Origin of the sequence: Rubricella aquisinus (genome assembly GCF_014199445.1) — a bacterium.
GTDB lineage: Bacteria > Pseudomonadota > Alphaproteobacteria > Rhodobacterales > Rhodobacteraceae > Rubricella > Rubricella aquisinus.
The window spans coordinates 38,482-54,259 of the sequence record NZ_JACIJS010000008.1 but is presented as its reverse complement, the minus strand read 5'-3'; the positions used below and the strand labels follow the sequence as shown (position 1 = coordinate 54,259).

Here is a 15,778-nt window from a genome sequence, read left to right as displayed (position 1 = left end):
ACATGAAAATCGGATTTATCGGCCTCGGCAATATGGGCGCGCCGATGGCGAAGAACCTCGCCGCAGCCGGGCATGACGTAACCGGGTTCGACGTGGCAGGCACCACGGCAGAGGGCTGTACCGTGGCCGCCAGCGGGCCAGAGGCCGCGGCAGGTGCGGATGCCGTGATCACCATGCTGCCCAATGGCGACATTCTGCGCGCGGTCGCGGCTGAGCTGATCCCCGCGATGGCCCCCGGTGCGGTGCTGATCGACTGCTCCACCGTGGATGTGGAAAGCGCGCGCGCGGTGGCGGATCAGGCGGCGGATGCGGGCCTTTTGTTTGTTGATGCGCCCGTGTCGGGCGGCATTGGCGGTGCGGCGGGCGGTACGCTCACATTCATGGCAGGCGGCTCAGACGATGCGTTCGCCAAGGCCGTGCCCCTGTTCGACATCATGGGCCAAAAGGCGGTGCATTGCGGTGACGCGGGCGCGGGTCAGGCGGCCAAAATCTGCAACAACATGATCCTTGGCATCACCATGATCGGCACCTGTGAGGCATTCGCCCTCGCCGATAAGCTGGGGCTTGATCGGCAAAAGATGTTTGATGTGGTCAGCACGTCCTCGGGCTATTCATGGACGATGAACGCCTATTGCCCCGCACCGGGTGTTGGCCCCACATCGCCTGCGGATAATGACTACAAACCCGGTTTCGCGGCGGAACTGATGCTCAAGGATTTGCGCCTCAGCCAACAGGCCGCAGAAGCCGCTGACGCCGCGACCCCCCTTGGCGCGCACGCGACCGCGTTCTACGATGCGTTTGTCAGCGGGGATGGTAAGGGAATGGATTTCTCTGCCGTTTTGCCGCTTCTTGCCAAAATGACCCGAAAGGACATGTGATGCCAGACGGAAGCCATCAGGGCCACGGCCCCTCCCTCGCTGCATTCGATTGGGCCGATCCGTTCCGCCTGACCGATCAGTTGTCCGAAGAAGAGCGGATGATCGCGGAAAGCGCGCGCACCTATGCGCAAGCCAACCTCGCCCCGCGCGTGACAGACGCGTATCTCAATGAGACGACCGCGCCTGAAGTGTTCGCGGAGATGGGGGAGATGGGCCTTTTGGGCGCCACGATCCCAGAGGCGTATGGCGGGCTTGGCGCGGGATATGTGGCCTACGGCCTCGTCGCGCGGGAAGTGGAGCGGGTGGACAGCGGCTATCGCTCCATGATGTCCGTGCAATCCTCGCTCGTGATGTATCCGATCCATGCCTATGGGTCAGAGGAGCAGCGGCAGAAATACCTGCCCGGTTTGGCGGCGGGCACGCTGATCGGCTGTTTCGGCCTGACAGAGCCTGAGGCCGGGTCCGATCCTGCGGGCATGAAAACCCGCGCTGAGAAAACCGCGACGGGCTACCGCATCACCGGGGCCAAGATGTGGATTTCCAACGCGCCCATCGCGGATGTGTTCGTGATCTGGGCCAAATCCGACGCCCATGACGGCAAAATCCGCGGTTTCGTGCTGGAGAAGGGCATGGCGGGGCTGTCCGCGCCCAAAATCGGCGGCAAACTGTCCCTGCGCGCCTCCATCACGGGGGAGATCGTGATGGATGGTGTCGAAGTGGGAGAGGACGCGCTGTTGCCCGGTGTCGAGGGGCTCAAGGGGCCGTTCGGTTGCCTTAACCGGGCGCGCTATGGCATCTCTTGGGGTGTGATGGGTGCTGCGGAGGATTGCTGGCACCGCGCGCGCGATTACGGGCTGGAGCGGCGGCAGTTCAACCGCCCGCTCGCACAGACCCAACTGTTCCAGAAAAAGCTCGCGGATATGCAGACCGAAATCGCCCTTGGCCTTCAGGGCAGTTTGCAGGCGGGCCGGATGATGGATGCGGGCACCTGCGCGCCTGAGATCATTTCGCTGATCAAGCGCAACAATTGCGGCAAGGCGCTCGATATCGCGCGGCACGCGCGCGACATGCATGGTGGCAACGGGATCATGGCGGAATACCATGTCATGCGCCACGCGCAGAACCTTGAAACTGTGAACACCTACGAAGGCACGCATGACGTGCATGCGCTGATTTTGGGCCGTGCGCAAACCGGGCTTCAGGCGTTTTTCTGAAATAAAACCCGCGTTTCACCCTAGGGGGTGAAGCGCGCAGCATTAGAATTCGTGACGATCCTCTCGAGTAATTTGACAGCATTCGGGAGTACACGATGCACTTGAAATCACTGGCCATTATGGCTGTCTGCCTTCCCTTTCTTACGGCCTGTGGGACGAGCGGGGGAACCACGGCGGCAGGTGGCACGACGGCTGCCGGAACGCTGCCGGTTAATGTCAACGGCCGCATGATCGCCCGGCAGTTTGCTTCGCAGGTGACGGGGACCAACGGCCAGAACGGGATCACCTTCACCACGCCGCTGCGCGGTGTGCGGTCCACGGATACATCGGCGGCGGGCGGCATCGCACTGACCGGGCAGGCGGTGACCGATCCGAACGGAACCGATCGCACCTTTGTCGGTCAACTTGGCGGCCAAGGTGCGCAGCGTGCAGCACTGATCACCGCCACACCGGGCGCAAACCTTCAGGGGGGTGGCGTGATCAACCCGATCGCCAATGCCACGGGCACCGTGTATTTCGAGAATGGCAATTATGGCGATCCGCAGGTCACGACGCTCAACGCCGCTGTCAGTGCTGTTGGGGTCTATAACAATTTCCAGAACAACGTGTTCCAGAATCAGGTGTCGCTGTCGGATGTGACAACGATCCGCTACCGCTCGGGCACCAATGGTGGCAATGCCGCGATCTATGGCGTTGGGTATATCGGCAACGCGACCGCGAACATGCCCGCCGCAGGGCAGGCCACCTATACCGGCTTCTTTGAGGGCGGCACGTCCGGCTATAATGATGGCGGCACGATCCGCGATATCGGCCTGCGCAATGGCACGGTCAGCATGACCGCTGATTTCGCCGCCGGGACCATGACCGGGGGGATCACTGGCGCGACGTTCAACGGCAACACCGCCGCACAGAACAACGTGGTCCTCAACAACCAGATCACCGGCATGAACATCACGACCAATATCGCGGGCAATGGCTTCACCGGGACAGCGGCGCTTGTGGACAACGCAGGCAACACGGTAGGCAACGTCGCCTCAAGCGAGGTTGTCGGCGGCTTCTTTGGGGATGCGGCCAAGAATGCGGCGGCGGGCCTCTTTATCGAGGGGACGGCCAATATCAACGGGGCCAACCGCGACTATGTCTTCTCCGGCGTTTTGGGCGGCGTGAAACAGTAACCCTCCCCGGGGGCCCTGCATCCGGTGCGTGGCGTGCGCGCGGGGTGCGGGGCTTTACCCCACCATCTGGAGATCGCAGATGTTTCGCAGTTTATGCGTGGTGTTGGGGGTGTTGCTGTGTCCCTTGAGCCTGATGGCCGAGGAGGGCACCACCCCCTACACCGATTTAACCCAAAGCCAGCAATTGAGCGTCATTCATACGCTGATCGAACAGGGCCGCCCCTATGATGCGCAGACCTTGCTGAGCGCATCGCGCTTCAGCGAGGGGGAGTTGGGCTTTCAGGCGGCTTTTCTGCAAGCGCGCCTCTTTCGGGGCGAAGGGTTCAGGGCAGAGGCCATTGCCCTTTTGCGGCAAATCCTTGCCGAGCGCCCGGATTTCGCCCGCGTCCGGTTAGAACTGGCGGAAGTGCTGGCCGAGGATGGGCAGGTAGAGGCCGCGCGCCACCACCTGAGCCTCTTGGCGCAATCCGCCACCACCATGACCGACCGGCAGCGGTTTGAGCAGTTCATCGCCGCAATCTCCCCCGAGGCACCGTTGCAATTGCGCGGGGCGATCACGCTCGCGCCCTCCACCAACATCAATTCCGGCACTCGGGCAGAGACGATCACCGTTTTTGGCCAACCTTTCGCGATCAATCAAAGCAACCGCCAGACATCGGGCATGGGTCTGCGCATCAATGCAAGCGGCACTTATACCCTGCCCGTGGATGCCGCAGCGCAGCCCTATGTCGCGCTGTCATTGACCCATACGGATTATGAGCAGGCGGCATTTGACCAGTTTGTCGGTGATCTGCGGTTCGGGGTGCAAATCGGCCCACAGGAACGACGCTGGCGGATTGAGGCGCTGGGCGACAGGCGGCTTCAGGCGGGCCGTCCGCTTGATACGGCGTTTGGCGGGCGGATCACCCATCGCCGGAGCCTTGGCCCCCGTTGGTCTGGCGATTTCGAGTTGGGATCGGTGCGCCGGGCGAGCCTGACAGACCCGCTTGCCACCACCCGCACCAATGGTGTGGAGGCCCGGTTCACCCGCAGCCTTGGTGCCGGGCGCGGGCTGTCCTTCGGGGCGGAGGTGGACCGGGTCCGCGCCTATGACCGCCCGCAGGCGGGCAATACGGGGCGTGCGCTGAGCATTGGGGCCTTCACACCTCTTGGCACGCTGACGCTTGGCGCGCAGATCAAGGCGGGTACGCGCGCCCATGACGGGCTGTTCCCCGGTGTGGGGGAGGTCCGCTGGGACCGCTACACGGAGGCATCGCTCAACATGCAGGACAGCCGCCTGAGCCTTTTTGGCCTTTCGCCCCGGCTCACGCTGATCCGCACCGTGCAAGACAGCAACGTCGCCTTCTACCAGTTCAGCCGGTTCGGCGCGGATCTGACGCTGACGCGGGCTTTCTGAACGGCGCAACCGGTGATAGGCCGGGGCGCATGGATGTGTTGATCATAGGGGGCGGCCCGGCGGGCCTGTCAGCAGCGGAGGTCGCGTCCGCCGCGGGCCTTGCCGTTGTCGTGGCGGAGGCGAAGCCGTCCCTCACGCGCAAATTCCTGATGGCAGGAAAATCGGGGCTGAACCTGACGAAGGATGATCCGGCCTTTGCCGATGCTTATCCCGGTGGCGCGTGGCTCCGCCCGTATCTGGAAGCGTTCGGCCCTGATGCGGTGCAGGACTGGGCGCGCGGCTTGGGGCAGGAGGTGTTCACCGGCTCCTCAGGCCGGGTGTTTCCGACCGCGATGAAGGGCTCCCCGCTGTTGCGCGCATGGCTCGCCCGGTTGCAGGCGCAGGGGGTGGAGGCGCGCACCCGCTGGCGCTGGACCGGCTGGGAGGATGGCGCGCACCTATTCGACACGCCGGAGGGGCCCGCGCGGATCACCCCGCGCGCGACCGTGTTCGCCTGCGGCGGGGCAAGCTGGGCGCGGCTGGGTGCCGATGGCGCATGGACCGCGCCGTTTGACGCGGCGGGGATCGCGCGGCACCCGTTTGAGCCGTCGAATATGGGATTTGACGTGGCATGGTCGCCCCACATGGCGCGTTGGTCCGGCCAACCGGTGAAGGCGGTGGCGCTTCACGCGGGGGCACAGGTGGTGCGGGGGGAATTCGTGGTCACCGCAACGGGCATTGAGGGGAGCGCGGTCTATGCCCTGTCCCGCGCGATCTATGCGGGGGCGCCGCTGGTGCTGGACCTTGCCCCGGATCGCAGCGTTGAGGTGCTGGCGGATGCACTGGCGCGGCCACGCGGAAAGGCCACGATGACCTCCCATCTGCGCAAAGCGGCGAAGGTCGAGGGCATCCACGCGGCCCTTTTGCGGGAGGCCGGGCCGCTGCCTGCCGATCCTGCGGCGTTGGCCGCCCGGATCAAATCCTGCGCCGTCGCCATCACCGGCGCACGGCCCATGGATGAGGCGATTTCAGTGGCGGGGGGCGTGCGCGCCGCGGCACTTACCCCCGATCTGATGCTGAAATCCCATCCCGGCACGTTTTGCGCGGGCGAAATGCTGGATTGGGACGCGCCCACGGGCGGCTATCTCCTGACCGCCTGTTTCGCGACGGGCCGCGCGGCAGGGCAGGGGGTGGTGCGCTACCTCGCTTAGCGTTTGTGCACCACCAGCACCTGATCGCGGTTTTTCTTCTGGTAATGGGCCTGATGCAGGAAACAGCCGGAGATATCGGCCCGCAGCGCATTAAGTGCCTCTGCCATATCAGGGTCGGGATGCGCAAACGCGCCTCGTTCAAGATAGCCTTGGAACAGGTCCGCCGTTTTCGGCCAATCGTCCCGCTCCAGATTTGAGGGCTGCCAGCGCAGATCCTCAATGAGGTACATGCCCCCCGGTTTGAGCCGCGCGAACATCTCCACAAACGCGATTTGCTGGTGGTGGGAGGCATGGGTCGCATCATCCAGCACGATATCGGGGGCGGGCTGGGCCGCCGCCATCTCCGCCACCGCTGAGCGGTCGTCCAAATCCACCTGGCTGAACTGGAACCGGTCATCGGTAAAGCCGCTATGATCGGCCACATCAATGCCGCTGATCTGCGCCTTGGTGAAGTATTCAAGCCACATGCGGATCGCGGGCAATTCCTCCCCTGCGGCGGCTTCGGACACGCCAAGGGCTGCAAACTGGATCGCCCGGTTGCGGTAGGGCAGGAACAAAAGGTGGTATAGCTCGGTAAAGCGGTGCTTGGTGTTGCCCTGATCGAGCGCGTATTTGTCTGCGATATCGGTGAGGTTCAACAGCCCACGCCCGTAGCGGTCAGACGGGACGAGCGGCGCGTATTCCTTCACCGGGGCGTCCGCGCTGGGCGGCGGGGTGTAGGGGATGGGCGCGTCCTCCGGGTTCACCCCGTGCTGATGCAACAGCTTTCCGATGAGGGAATAGCGTTTGGGCGCACCGCCTTCTTTTTCCACGATCCGCTTGCGCATCCGGCGGCCATAGAAATGCACCGAATAGGTGTCAGGTTTGATATACTGATCAAGGTCGATGCCTCGGCGCAGCATCAACCGCCGCTCCTTGAACGAGAAGGGATAGAGCGCGTGGACGGGGAGCGCATATTTCACCTCTCCCGTCTTGTGCAGGAAATGGGTGAGCGCCTGTGGCCCCCACAACCCCCATGAGAATTCGCTGACATGCACCGGCTCCCCGGCCTCATGCGCCGCGCGAAGCTGGGCTTTCTCCTCCTCCGGGAACCAGTCGGGGATCGGGTATTCCACATGGGTGAAGTCGATCAACTCGCGCAGCGTGTCACTGTCCTGCGGCAGGCCGACGACGCCATTGTTGATATGGGTCTTACTCTCCCAGCCGTAGAAATGGCCATTCGGTGTCTCGAACGGTTTGACGCAATAGGCATCGGTATCGGCCCAGATGATCCGGTCCTCTGTCGCCAGCATCTGATAGCGGAACTTGTCTGCCTGTGGCGCGGGGCTGCCGGTTTTTGCGTGGCGCAGGATGCTTTCGGTCGGCTGGATCGTGTTGGCATCGGCAATCTCGATCCCGTCGGGGATATTGCCCACCTCCTCATAGGTATAAAGTTTCACATGATGGCCCGCATCGCGGAACGAGATCAGGCAAAGCTGCTCCAGAAAGCTGAGATTGCCACCCATCCACAGGGCGCCGATCTGGTATTCAGGGGTCATTCACTTGGCCCTTCTTCTGTTGCAATGGGGGCGGGGGCGGCTGCCGGGTCAATACCATGTTTGCGCGCCAGTTTGTCCAACAAAGTGCCGGGGGTTGGCACCCCGCCAATCAGGCCGAGCCGTTTGCGCACGAACCGGCCATAGAAATGGATCGAGGTGCTCTCCTCCGTCACGAAATCATCATAGAAGAACCGCTTGCGCACCAGCATCTGCCGCTGGTTATAGGGATAAGGGTAGAGCACCTTGACGGGCATCGCGAACCGATCCTCGCCCGTGACATGCAGGAAATGCGAGAGCGCCTGCGGCCCCCACACCCCCCATGGCATTTCGCTGACATGCACCGGATTGCCCGTCGCTGCGGCCTGCGCAAGCTGCTTGCGCTGCTTGGGGCGGAACCATGGCGGGACCGGGTATTCGTCGCGGGTAAAGTCGAGAAGTTGCGCAAGCGCCTCGCTGCGATCAGGCAGGGCAAGCACGCCGCCAAACACCTGCCCCTCCACACCCCAGCTGTAATAATGCCCCTCCACGGGGATGAAGGGTTTGAGGCAATAGGCATCCGTATCGGCCCAGATCATGCCGGGCCGTTCCACCATCAAGCGATACCGAAAAAGATCCGAATGCAGCGCCGGGCTGCCCGAAGCCTTATGGGTGAAAATCCGGTCGCGCGGCAGAATTTCGGTGGCATCCCGGATTTCCAGCCCCTCGGGCGCATTGGGCACGATGCCATAGGTATAAAGCACCACCTTATGCCCCTGATCGAGGAAGGATTGCGCGCAAAGCTGCTCAAGGAAGCTGAACGGTCCGTCCATCCACAACATCCCGATTGTGCTCAACGCCATGCTGGCCTCATTCCTAGCTCCTTGAAATCGCTAGCATCCGGTGGCGCGATTGTCGATTGCGCAAGATGGGCAGGGTTGATGGCGAATTTATGGTGGAGCGGTTGGTATGGCCGGGGAACGAACGCCCCGCGCACCGAGCCGAGAGCCGCTTTACCGCCGCGCCGCGATCAGGAATTCGCGGTTGCCATCCGCCCCGGTGATCGGGCTGTCGTCCTGATGGGTCACCGTCCAGCCCTCTTGCCGCAAAAAGGCGGCGATCCGGGCGCGGACCGCGTCATGCACCGCAGTATCCTTCACGACCCCCCCTTTCCCCACATGCTCCCGCCCCGCCTCGAACTGCGGCTTGATGAGAGCGACCAGAACCGCGCCATCCTTGGCCAGGGACATCGGGCCCGGCAGCGCCTTTTCCAGCGAAATGAAGCTCACATCGCTCACGATCCAATCAAGGGGTGGCAGATCGTCGGGCAGGGCGCGCGCGTTCACCCCTTCCAGATTGACCACCCGCAGGTCGCCCGCGATGCGCGGATGCAACTGCCCATGGCCCACATCGACGGCATATACCTGCCCCGCCCCGCGCTTTAGCAACACTTCGGTAAATCCGCCGGTGGACGCGCCCACATCCATCGCCACGCCCGCAGGCTCCAGATCAAACAGGTCAAGCGCATGGACAAGCTTGAGTGCGGCCCGGCTGACCCATGGGATCGGATCATGGGTCAGCGCCAGCACCCCGCGCCCGTCGGCAGAGGCTTTGCGCACCACGACGCCATCCACCGTTACGGCCCCCGCCGCAATGAGTTGCGCGGCCCGCGCGCGGCTGTCGCAAAGCCCCGCTTCCACCAGTGCCTTGTCGAGCCTCATGGACCGGAGGCTTTCACAGACCCCAAATTTTCAGGGATGAGCGCATCACCGCGACGGCCATGGGTCACACCAAAGGCTCCATCACATCGGCACCAACAAGGTAGGGGGACAGAAGATCACGCCAGCGATGGGCCTCGCCCTCAGTCAGCGTCAACTCTACCATCGGCGCATCCGGGTCGTTGAGCCGCAGGCACAGACCGGGCGCTTTGGCGGTGCAGGTCCGCAACAGGCCGGGCCGCAACACCCGTGCCACCGTGCCCTCCCCCGCAGACCAGATCAGCCCGCGCCCACCCGCAAAATCAATGAGCGCCGCTTGCCCGCTTTCCGCGCGGATAATGCCGAGCGCCGGATATTCGGGAAACGCCGCGCCCCATGCTGCGCGTGCGCCCATGGCGTCAGCCAGAGGTGCTGCTTTCGCTCCGCCCCTGCGGCGGACAAGCAGGACAATCCCGGCAAGGCCAAGCGCCAAAACAATCAGGAGGAAAGGTAAAGACATGGCAATCCGTTCGTGACCTACACGTCAAAGATAAGCGGCCAAACCCGATTCCATCAAGTCCACCGGGTGCGGCTCAAACGCCGCGCCGCGCCCGCCACCAATCGACCGTATCAAGCGCATCGCGCAGCGGCGTGCGGGTGGTTTCGGGCGCTTCTTCGATATAGCGGAACGCCTCCTCCATGCTTTCGCCCGAAAGGGTGCTGAGGTAGTCGATCCCGCGTGGAACGGTGAAGGCCTGCCCGCGATAGCCCGCGAAATTCGGCTCCAGATCGGTCCAGACCGCGCCGTCCCATCCGGCCTCCGCGCACCAATCGCGCACCCGGCGGATGACCTCCGGCAAGCGGCCCTGTTCTTGGTCCCCCGCGACAAAGCCGATCCGTTCAAAGGGCGCGATCTCCCGGGTGGCGAGGTCCTCCGCCGCCGCGAGGATATCCCGCCGCACGGACCGGATCGCATGGGTCGGGCACAAAACCCCGTCCGCCGGGTCAAGGCACACGACCAGTCCCATCTTGCGCTTGGGTGAGATGCGCGAAAACTCCATCGGCAGCGCAGGCCCCGCCCGCATCGCCCACTCTCCGGTCACATGCGGGGTCAGCACGCCCAGATCCCAAATGAGGGAGCCCCAGCCCAATACAGCAATGTTCATTCCGGGATCAGTCCTGTTGGTTGGCCATCAATGGTGTGGGTGTTTTTCTTGGCCCAATAGGCGCGCACGCCGTCCTCCCCCATGTCATCGAAATAAGGGAGGAGCTCGTCCGGCCCCCGTTGCGCGCGATAGTCCATCAATGGCACGCCCGTGCCGCAAGAGGTCTGGATCTGGTCCACCGTCATATCAAAGATATTGCGGCTGCCCGCCATCGCCGGGAAATGGGTGAGCATCTCGCCCCAATCCGCGTCATGCGGATGGATCGTGCGCGCGGTGCCGTAAAGCCGCAGGATCAGCGCATCGCCCTCAAACGCGCAGAACATCAGGGTCATGCGGTTCACGTCTCGCAGATGCCCGGCGGTTTCATTGCCGCTGCCACTGACATTAAGCCACATGACGCGCGTGTCCGACAGGATGCGCAGGCTGTCCATCCCCTTGGGCGAGACATTCACCCGCCCGTCCCGCGCGGCGGTCGCGACGAAAAACATCTGTTGGCGCTCGATGAACCCGCGCAATGTGCCGTTGAGTTTGGTGCCGATGCCCATGGTCGTGCCTTTCGCTGTTCAGGGGATCATACCGGGGGCGAATGGTTTGAGATAGATACCGTGATACAAGCCGGTCCAGCGGTCGCCTGGGGGCGGGCGACCGCTGGACCGGCGCCTTCGGCTGGATTCCGGTCCAAGAAAGAGACGAGGGCAGGCGTTCTGAGTAAAATGGCGCTTGCGGTCCTAGCTCGGCGAAACAACGTGGATCACGGCCACGCTGCCAGCGGTGGCAGCGACATCAGCACGGCCTCCGGGTTATGCCCGGTATGCAATCCGAACATCGTCCCACGATCATAGACGAGGTTGAATTCGGCATAGCGACCGCGCCGGAACAACTGGTTGTCCCGGTCCGCGTCGGTCCAGTCCTCGAACATCCGCTTCTCCACGATGGGAATATAAGCATCAAGGAAGGACCGCCCGACATCTTGGGTAAACGCGAAATCCGCCTCCCAATCGTCGGTGCAATGATCATCGTAGAAAATGCCGCCAACGCCGCGCGCCTCTTTCCAGTGTTTGATCATGAAATACTCGTCCGCCCATTCCTTATAGCGGGGGTAGTAGTCTGGGTTGTGTTTGTCACAAGCCAGTTTCAGTTGCTCATGGAAGAACGCGGTGTCCTCCGCCACCTCCCGCATCGGGTTGAGGTCACTGCCACCGCCAAACCACCATGCGCCGGGTGTCCAGAACATGCGGGTGTTCATATGCACCGCTGGCACCTTGGGGGAGCGCATGTGTGCCACAAGGCTGATGCCCGCAGCCCAGAACCGGGGATCGGCGTCCAAACCCGGAATTTCACGCCGCGCGGTCAGGCTTTTCTGTGCCCGGTCGCCCAACGCGCCATAGACGGTGGAGATATTCACCCCAACCTTCTCAAAACAGCGCCCGCCGCGCATGACGGACATCTCCCCGCCGCCCGCGTCAGAGCCGTCGCCGCTGTCGCGATGGGTGTTCTTCCGCTCAAAGCGCCCGGGCGCCAGATCCGCGAAAGGACCGCTGGTCTGCTCATCCTCGAGTTTTTCAAAGGCGGCGCAAATGTCATCCCGCAACTGCCGGAACCAATCCGACGCGCGCTGTTTCTGGGTGTCCATTTCGGCTGACATAGGCTGCTCCTTGATATTCCTGACGCTTTTTAGCCTGAGTTTTTCGCGAAAACGAGGGATTAGAGGGCGCATCGGCAAAAAAACCGACATGCGTGCCGGCCTCGCGCCCAAGCTATGTCCACGCCCCGCCTTGAGAATTGGCCTCCATGGCCTCACATAGGGGGGTGAGATCAGGATAAAGGCCCCCGGATGTTTCGGTATTTTGAACGCATGGTTGACCCGTTCGCGGCCTATCCCGATCAGGATACGCCGCCGGATCGGCTGTGGCCGTTCATGCTCGCGCATCTCAAACCGTTCCGCTGGGTGCTGTTTTGGGCGACGCTGTTCACGCTGGGCGTCGCTTTGGTCGAGATTGGTTTGATCCATTACGCGGGCCGTGTGGTGGACCTGCTGGAAGGGTCGACGCCTGCGGCGTTTTTCACCGCCCACGGGGCGGAACTGCTGCTGATCACCGTTTTTGTGCTGCTCGCCCGCCCGGTTGTGCAGATCGTCGATGCGATGTTCCTCAACCAGGCGCTAATGCCCAATATCGGCACGCTGGTGCGCTGGCGGGCGCATCGTCATGTGCTGCGCCAGTCTATCGGCTGGTTCCAGAATGATTTTGCGGGCCGGATCGCGAACCGGGTGATGCAGACCGCGCCCGCGATGGGCGAAGCCGCGTTTCAGGTGTTTGACGCGCTGGTCTATTCGGTCATCTATTTTCTCGGTGCGATGGTGCTTTTGGGCGGGACCGACCCGCGCCTGATGATCCCGCTTGCCATTTGGGTGGTGGCCTATGCGCTGTTGATGCGCTGGGCGATCCCGCGTGTCGGGGAGGCGAGCAAGGCGTTTTCGGACGCGCGCTCCACCATCACCGGGCGGATCGTGGACGCGTATAGCAATATCCAGACGGTGAAACTCTTTTCCCATGCCGAAGCCGAGGAGGCCTTCGCCAAGGAGGCGATCGAGGCCGGGCGCGCCACGTTCGCCCGTCAGATGCGGATCGTGACGCAGATGGAACTGGGGCTGGTGCTGGTTAACGGTTTTCTGGTGGTGTCCGTGATCGGCTGGTCGCTGCTGTTGTGGCAAAACGGGGAGGCAACCATCGGGATCGTCGCGGCGGCCTCTGCACTGGTGTTGCGGCTCAATGCGATGACCGGCTGGATCATGTGGGCGTTGTCGTCCCTGTTCCAGAACCTTGGCGTGATCCGTGAGGGGATGGAGACGATTGCCCAGCCCATCGACCTTCTGGATCAGGAAGCAGCACCCGCATTGGCCGTCACAGGGGGAGAGATCCGGATCAATGGCGTCTCTCACCATTACGGGCGGCAATCGGGCGGGCTGAATGACGTGAGCCTTCACATCCCTGCGGGCCAGCGCGTCGGGCTTGTGGGCCGGTCGGGGGCGGGGAAATCCACGCTCGTGAACCTGATCCTGCGCTTTCACGATCCCGAACAGGGGCGGATCGAGATCGACGGTCAGGATATCGCGTCTGTCAGTCAGGACAGCCTGCGCCGCGCCATCGGCATGGTGACGCAGGACACATCGCTTTTGCACCGGACCGTGCGCGACAACATCCTTTATGCGGACCCGAGCGCAAGCGAGGAGCGGATGATCGCAGCGGCGCGACGGGTCAAGGCCCATGACTTCATCCTCGATCTGGAGGACCGGAACGGCAATCGCGGCTATGACGCGCAGGTCGGTGAACGCGGGGTGAAGCTCTCTGGCGGGCAGCGCCAACGCATCGCGCTGTCCCGCGTGGTGCTGAAGGACGCACCGATCCTCGTACTGGATGAAGCGACAAGCGCCCTCGATTCGGAAGTCGAGGCCGCTATTCAAGAGGCGCTCAACGACATGATGCGCGACAAAACGGTGATCGCAATTGCCCACCGCCTGTCAACGATCGCAGCGCTCGATCGGATCATCGTGCTGGATGAAGGGCGGATCGTGGAGGACGGAACGCATGGCGCGCTTCTTGAGCAAAACGGTCTCTACGCCTCTTTCTGGCACCGCCAATCGGGCGGCTTCATCGGGGTGGACGCCGCGGAATAGGTGCTCTCCCGCCCGTCGTTCGGTCGCTGCCGCTCCCTCCTCCCGTTTGGCCCGGCAGCGCCTTCGGCGCTGGGGCTTCGCCTGTCATGAGGTGTTTGAGGAACAGGTGTGTTCCTCAAATCACCCGTTCAATTTTGGGTGTCACGATTCGCCCGCGCGTCAAGGCCGCTCGTTCCTCGGACCTTGACCCACGGCCGAATCGCGGGGGCTGCTTTTGCCACACCAAGTCCAATTCACTTTCTTCAAATATACCCCGCCGGAGGCACCCGCCCGCGCAAGCGGGCGGCCTTTCCCGGCGCTCCATTCCATTCCACGCGTTCGGGCGCAAACGCTGCCCCGCAGCGTTTGTCTTTCGCCCTCACCCCAACGGGAGGAGGGAGCGTTAGCGACCGAACGACGGGCGGGAGCGCTTTACTTCAAGCGGGGCGGTTGATCCGGGTTGGAGCCAGGGGGGGCACTGACCTCCGGTTCTGGCGGGAGTGGTAGGTCGAAGCGCAATGCCACACGCCCAAGGCTCCGGGCCACCGGCGCATCCGGGTGCAAGAACGCCACGTCCAGCATCCCAGCCTCGATCCCCGACAGTCTCAGCGCCTCACCGACCGCATCGGCGATGCTGTCCTGCGCGCCTTCCACCGTCCCGATAAAAGCCAACAAGTGGCTGCGCGAGCCGTCCCCATAGGCCACGGAGCCAAGCAGCGCCGCCTCCGCGAGGCCCGCCATATTCCCCAGCTTCCGGTCGAGGGCTGTCAGCAGCGCCTCGGGCAGCGCGCCGGGAGCGGAGACTTCGCTGATCCGGTTCTCATGCACCTGCGCCACATCCCGGAGCACCTCTTGCATCCAGTCGATTGTGTCGGGCGCGATCACCGTTTCGCCCTCCGTGCCGAGGTTCAGAGCCAGCCCGATCCCCTGACCGGCGAGCATCGTGGCGATCCGCCGCCCGGACAGGGCCGCATAGGGCGTGATCTTTGACATGAAGGCCGTCATCCGGTCCTCGCTGTCAAAGGCGAGGATCAACCGCGCTTCGCTGGTGTCGAGCACCAGTGGCGCGATCCGGTCGGTCGCCGGCTCTTCTTCCAGCACAAGGAACAGTTCCGCATCGGCCACACGCTCATAGAATTGGAGCCGTGCGGCGTCATCGTCGGGCGCGTCGGTCATCTTGAGAAGGGCGATATCAATCGGTGTCTGCATGGGCCTGACATCTCACGGGGCAGGCGGATCGGCAAGGGGCGCGCCGTCGCAGGCACGGACCGCCGCGCGCAGGGCGGGCAGCACATCAGCCTCAAACCACGGGTTGCGTTTCAGCCATCCGGTGTTGCGCCAACTGGGATGGGGCAGCGGAAACAGGGCAGGCGCATGATCGCGCCACCCGGCGACGGTTCGGGTCACGCCCCCTTTGGCAGCGGCCCCCAAATGCCAGCGCTGGGCATAGCCGCCAATAAGCAGTGTCAGCCGGATATTCGGCAAAGCCGACAGAACCTCCTCCCGCCATGTCGCCGCACAGATCGGTGGCGGCGGCAGATCCGCCCCTTTCGCGTCATAGCCCGGAAAGCAAAACGCCATCGGCACAATCGCAAAGCTGGTTGTGTCATAAAAGGCCGCGCGGTCCACACCAAGCCACCCGCGCAGCCGATCCCCGGACGGATCGTCGAACGGCAAACCACTGGCATGGACCCGCGCGCCGGGGGCCTGTCCGCAGATCAAAATCCGCGCCTGCGCACCCGCGCGCAGCACCGGACGCGGCGTATGGGCGGTCGCCGTCAGGGCAAACCGGTCGGCACATAAACGGCACGCCCGCACCTCTTGCGAAATTTTTTCGATCACTCTGATAGGTTGCGCCATGATACCCTTTTGCCACTATATACGAATGCAGCC

General features: G+C 63.4%; 15 protein-coding genes. 6 read left to right on the top strand and 9 right to left on the bottom strand.

Annotation, left to right across the window (positions count from 1 at the left end):
* The first annotated feature begins 2 nt into the window (after window positions 1-2).
* The 5 genes from mmsB (at window position 3) to FHS89_RS13455 (ending at window position 5,853) form a co-directional block, all read left to right on the top strand.
* Window positions 3-878: a 3-hydroxyisobutyrate dehydrogenase gene (gene mmsB / locus FHS89_RS13475; protein WP_184012530.1), complete on the top strand. Its 876-nt coding sequence runs from the start codon at window positions 3-5 to the stop codon at window positions 876-878.
* On the top strand, window positions 878-2,092 hold the full coding sequence (locus tag FHS89_RS13470; protein WP_184012528.1) for an acyl-CoA dehydrogenase: 1,215 nt from the start codon (window positions 878-880) through the stop codon (window positions 2,090-2,092). Before mmsB ends, FHS89_RS13470 begins: the two co-directional genes overlap by 1 nt.
* A 95-nt stretch (window positions 2,093-2,187) precedes the next feature.
* The gene (locus tag FHS89_RS13465; protein WP_184012526.1) at window positions 2,188-3,267 is read left to right on the top strand and encodes a HupA family protein; all 1,080 of its coding nucleotides are present in this window, start codon (window positions 2,188-2,190) and stop codon (window positions 3,265-3,267) included.
* Between the two features lie 79 nt (window positions 3,268-3,346).
* Entirely contained in the window at window positions 3,347-4,663 is a 1,317-nt protein-coding gene (locus tag FHS89_RS13460; RefSeq protein WP_184012524.1) for a tetratricopeptide repeat protein, read from the top strand.
* Between the two features lie 29 nt (window positions 4,664-4,692).
* Window positions 4,693-5,853: a TIGR03862 family flavoprotein gene (locus FHS89_RS13455; RefSeq protein ID WP_184012522.1), complete on the top strand. Its 1,161-nt coding sequence runs from the start codon at window positions 4,693-4,695 to the stop codon at window positions 5,851-5,853.
* On the opposite strand, the gene FHS89_RS16325 is transcribed toward FHS89_RS13455, so the two are convergent.
* The 7 genes from FHS89_RS16325 to hemF form a co-directional block, all read right to left on the bottom strand.
* Window positions 5,850-7,391, bottom strand: coding sequence for a hypothetical protein (locus FHS89_RS16325; protein ID WP_246413900.1), 1,542 nt, complete (start codon window positions 7,389-7,391; stop codon window positions 5,850-5,852). The two genes, FHS89_RS13455 and FHS89_RS16325, sit on opposite strands and share 4 nt — an antisense overlap.
* Complete coding sequence (locus tag FHS89_RS13445; protein WP_184012520.1) at window positions 7,388-8,230, bottom strand: hypothetical protein; 843 nt, start codon at window positions 8,228-8,230, stop codon at window positions 7,388-7,390. Before FHS89_RS13445 ends, FHS89_RS16325 begins: the two co-directional genes overlap by 4 nt.
* A gap of 150 nt (window positions 8,231-8,380) precedes the next feature.
* The gene (locus FHS89_RS13440) at window positions 8,381-9,088 is read right to left on the bottom strand and encodes a TlyA family RNA methyltransferase (RefSeq protein ID WP_184012518.1); all 708 of its coding nucleotides are present in this window, start codon (window positions 9,086-9,088) and stop codon (window positions 8,381-8,383) included.
* A 64-nt stretch (window positions 9,089-9,152) separates the two neighbouring features.
* On the bottom strand, window positions 9,153-9,584 hold the full coding sequence (locus FHS89_RS13435; RefSeq protein WP_184012516.1) for a hypothetical protein: 432 nt from the start codon (window positions 9,582-9,584) through the stop codon (window positions 9,153-9,155).
* A 73-nt stretch (window positions 9,585-9,657) separates the two neighbouring features.
* Complete coding sequence (locus tag FHS89_RS13430; protein WP_184012514.1) at window positions 9,658-10,230, bottom strand: hypothetical protein; 573 nt, start codon at window positions 10,228-10,230, stop codon at window positions 9,658-9,660.
* Window positions 10,227-10,775, bottom strand: coding sequence for a pyridoxamine 5'-phosphate oxidase family protein (locus tag FHS89_RS13425; protein ID WP_184012512.1), 549 nt, complete (start codon window positions 10,773-10,775; stop codon window positions 10,227-10,229). The genes FHS89_RS13430 and FHS89_RS13425 overlap by 4 nt, the downstream gene beginning before the upstream one ends.
* A gap of 206 nt (window positions 10,776-10,981) precedes the next feature.
* Entirely contained in the window at window positions 10,982-11,875 is an 894-nt protein-coding gene (hemF, locus tag FHS89_RS13420; protein ID WP_184012510.1) for an oxygen-dependent coproporphyrinogen oxidase, read from the bottom strand.
* Window positions 11,876-12,064: 189 nt separating this feature from the next.
* On the opposite strand from hemF, the gene FHS89_RS13415 reads away from it, so the two are divergent.
* The gene (locus FHS89_RS13415) at window positions 12,065-13,906 is read left to right on the top strand and encodes an ABC transporter ATP-binding protein (RefSeq protein WP_184012508.1); all 1,842 of its coding nucleotides are present in this window, start codon (window positions 12,065-12,067) and stop codon (window positions 13,904-13,906) included.
* A 411-nt stretch (window positions 13,907-14,317) separates the two neighbouring features.
* Here FHS89_RS13415 and FHS89_RS13410 read toward each other — a convergent pair whose 3' ends face one another.
* Both FHS89_RS13410 and FHS89_RS13405 read right to left on the bottom strand, forming a co-directional pair.
* Window positions 14,318-15,094 (bottom strand): SseB family protein, encoded by a 777-nt coding sequence (locus tag FHS89_RS13410; protein ID WP_184012506.1) that lies wholly within the window; start codon window positions 15,092-15,094, stop codon window positions 14,318-14,320.
* A gap of 12 nt (window positions 15,095-15,106) precedes the next feature.
* A complete protein-coding gene (locus tag FHS89_RS13405) occupies window positions 15,107-15,724 on the bottom strand; it encodes a uracil-DNA glycosylase family protein (RefSeq protein WP_343051491.1) in 618 nt (205 codons plus the stop codon).
* Window positions 15,725-15,778 lie beyond the last annotated feature (54 nt).

Excerpts from the sequence above, each read along its gene's own strand:
- mmsB (WP_184012530.1), top strand. The coding sequence starts at position 3 with ATGAAAATCGGATTTATCGGCCTCGGCAATATGGGCGCGCCGATGGCG.
- FHS89_RS13470 (WP_184012528.1), top strand. The coding sequence starts at position 878 with ATGCCAGACGGAAGCCATCAGGGCCACGGCCCCTCCCTCGCTGCATTC.
- FHS89_RS13465 (WP_184012526.1), top strand. The coding sequence starts at position 2,188 with ATGCACTTGAAATCACTGGCCATTATGGCTGTCTGCCTTCCCTTTCTT.
- FHS89_RS13460 (WP_184012524.1), top strand. The coding sequence starts at position 3,347 with ATGTTTCGCAGTTTATGCGTGGTGTTGGGGGTGTTGCTGTGTCCCTTG.
- FHS89_RS13455 (WP_184012522.1), top strand. The coding sequence starts at position 4,693 with ATGGATGTGTTGATCATAGGGGGCGGCCCGGCGGGCCTGTCAGCAGCG.
- FHS89_RS16325 (WP_246413900.1), bottom strand. The coding sequence starts at position 7,391 with ATGACCCCTGAATACCAGATCGGCGCCCTGTGGATGGGTGGCAATCTC.
- FHS89_RS13445 (WP_184012520.1), bottom strand. The coding sequence starts at position 8,230 with ATGGCGTTGAGCACAATCGGGATGTTGTGGATGGACGGACCGTTCAGC.
- FHS89_RS13440 (WP_184012518.1), bottom strand. The coding sequence starts at position 9,088 with ATGAGGCTCGACAAGGCACTGGTGGAAGCGGGGCTTTGCGACAGCCGC.
- FHS89_RS13435 (WP_184012516.1), bottom strand. The coding sequence starts at position 9,584 with ATGTCTTTACCTTTCCTCCTGATTGTTTTGGCGCTTGGCCTTGCCGGG.
- FHS89_RS13430 (WP_184012514.1), bottom strand. The coding sequence starts at position 10,230 with ATGAACATTGCTGTATTGGGCTGGGGCTCCCTCATTTGGGATCTGGGC.
- FHS89_RS13425 (WP_184012512.1), bottom strand. The coding sequence starts at position 10,775 with ATGGGCATCGGCACCAAACTCAACGGCACATTGCGCGGGTTCATCGAG.
- hemF (WP_184012510.1), bottom strand. The coding sequence starts at position 11,875 with ATGTCAGCCGAAATGGACACCCAGAAACAGCGCGCGTCGGATTGGTTC.
- FHS89_RS13415 (WP_184012508.1), top strand. The coding sequence starts at position 12,065 with ATGTTTCGGTATTTTGAACGCATGGTTGACCCGTTCGCGGCCTATCCC.
- FHS89_RS13410 (WP_184012506.1), bottom strand. The coding sequence starts at position 15,094 with ATGCAGACACCGATTGATATCGCCCTTCTCAAGATGACCGACGCGCCC.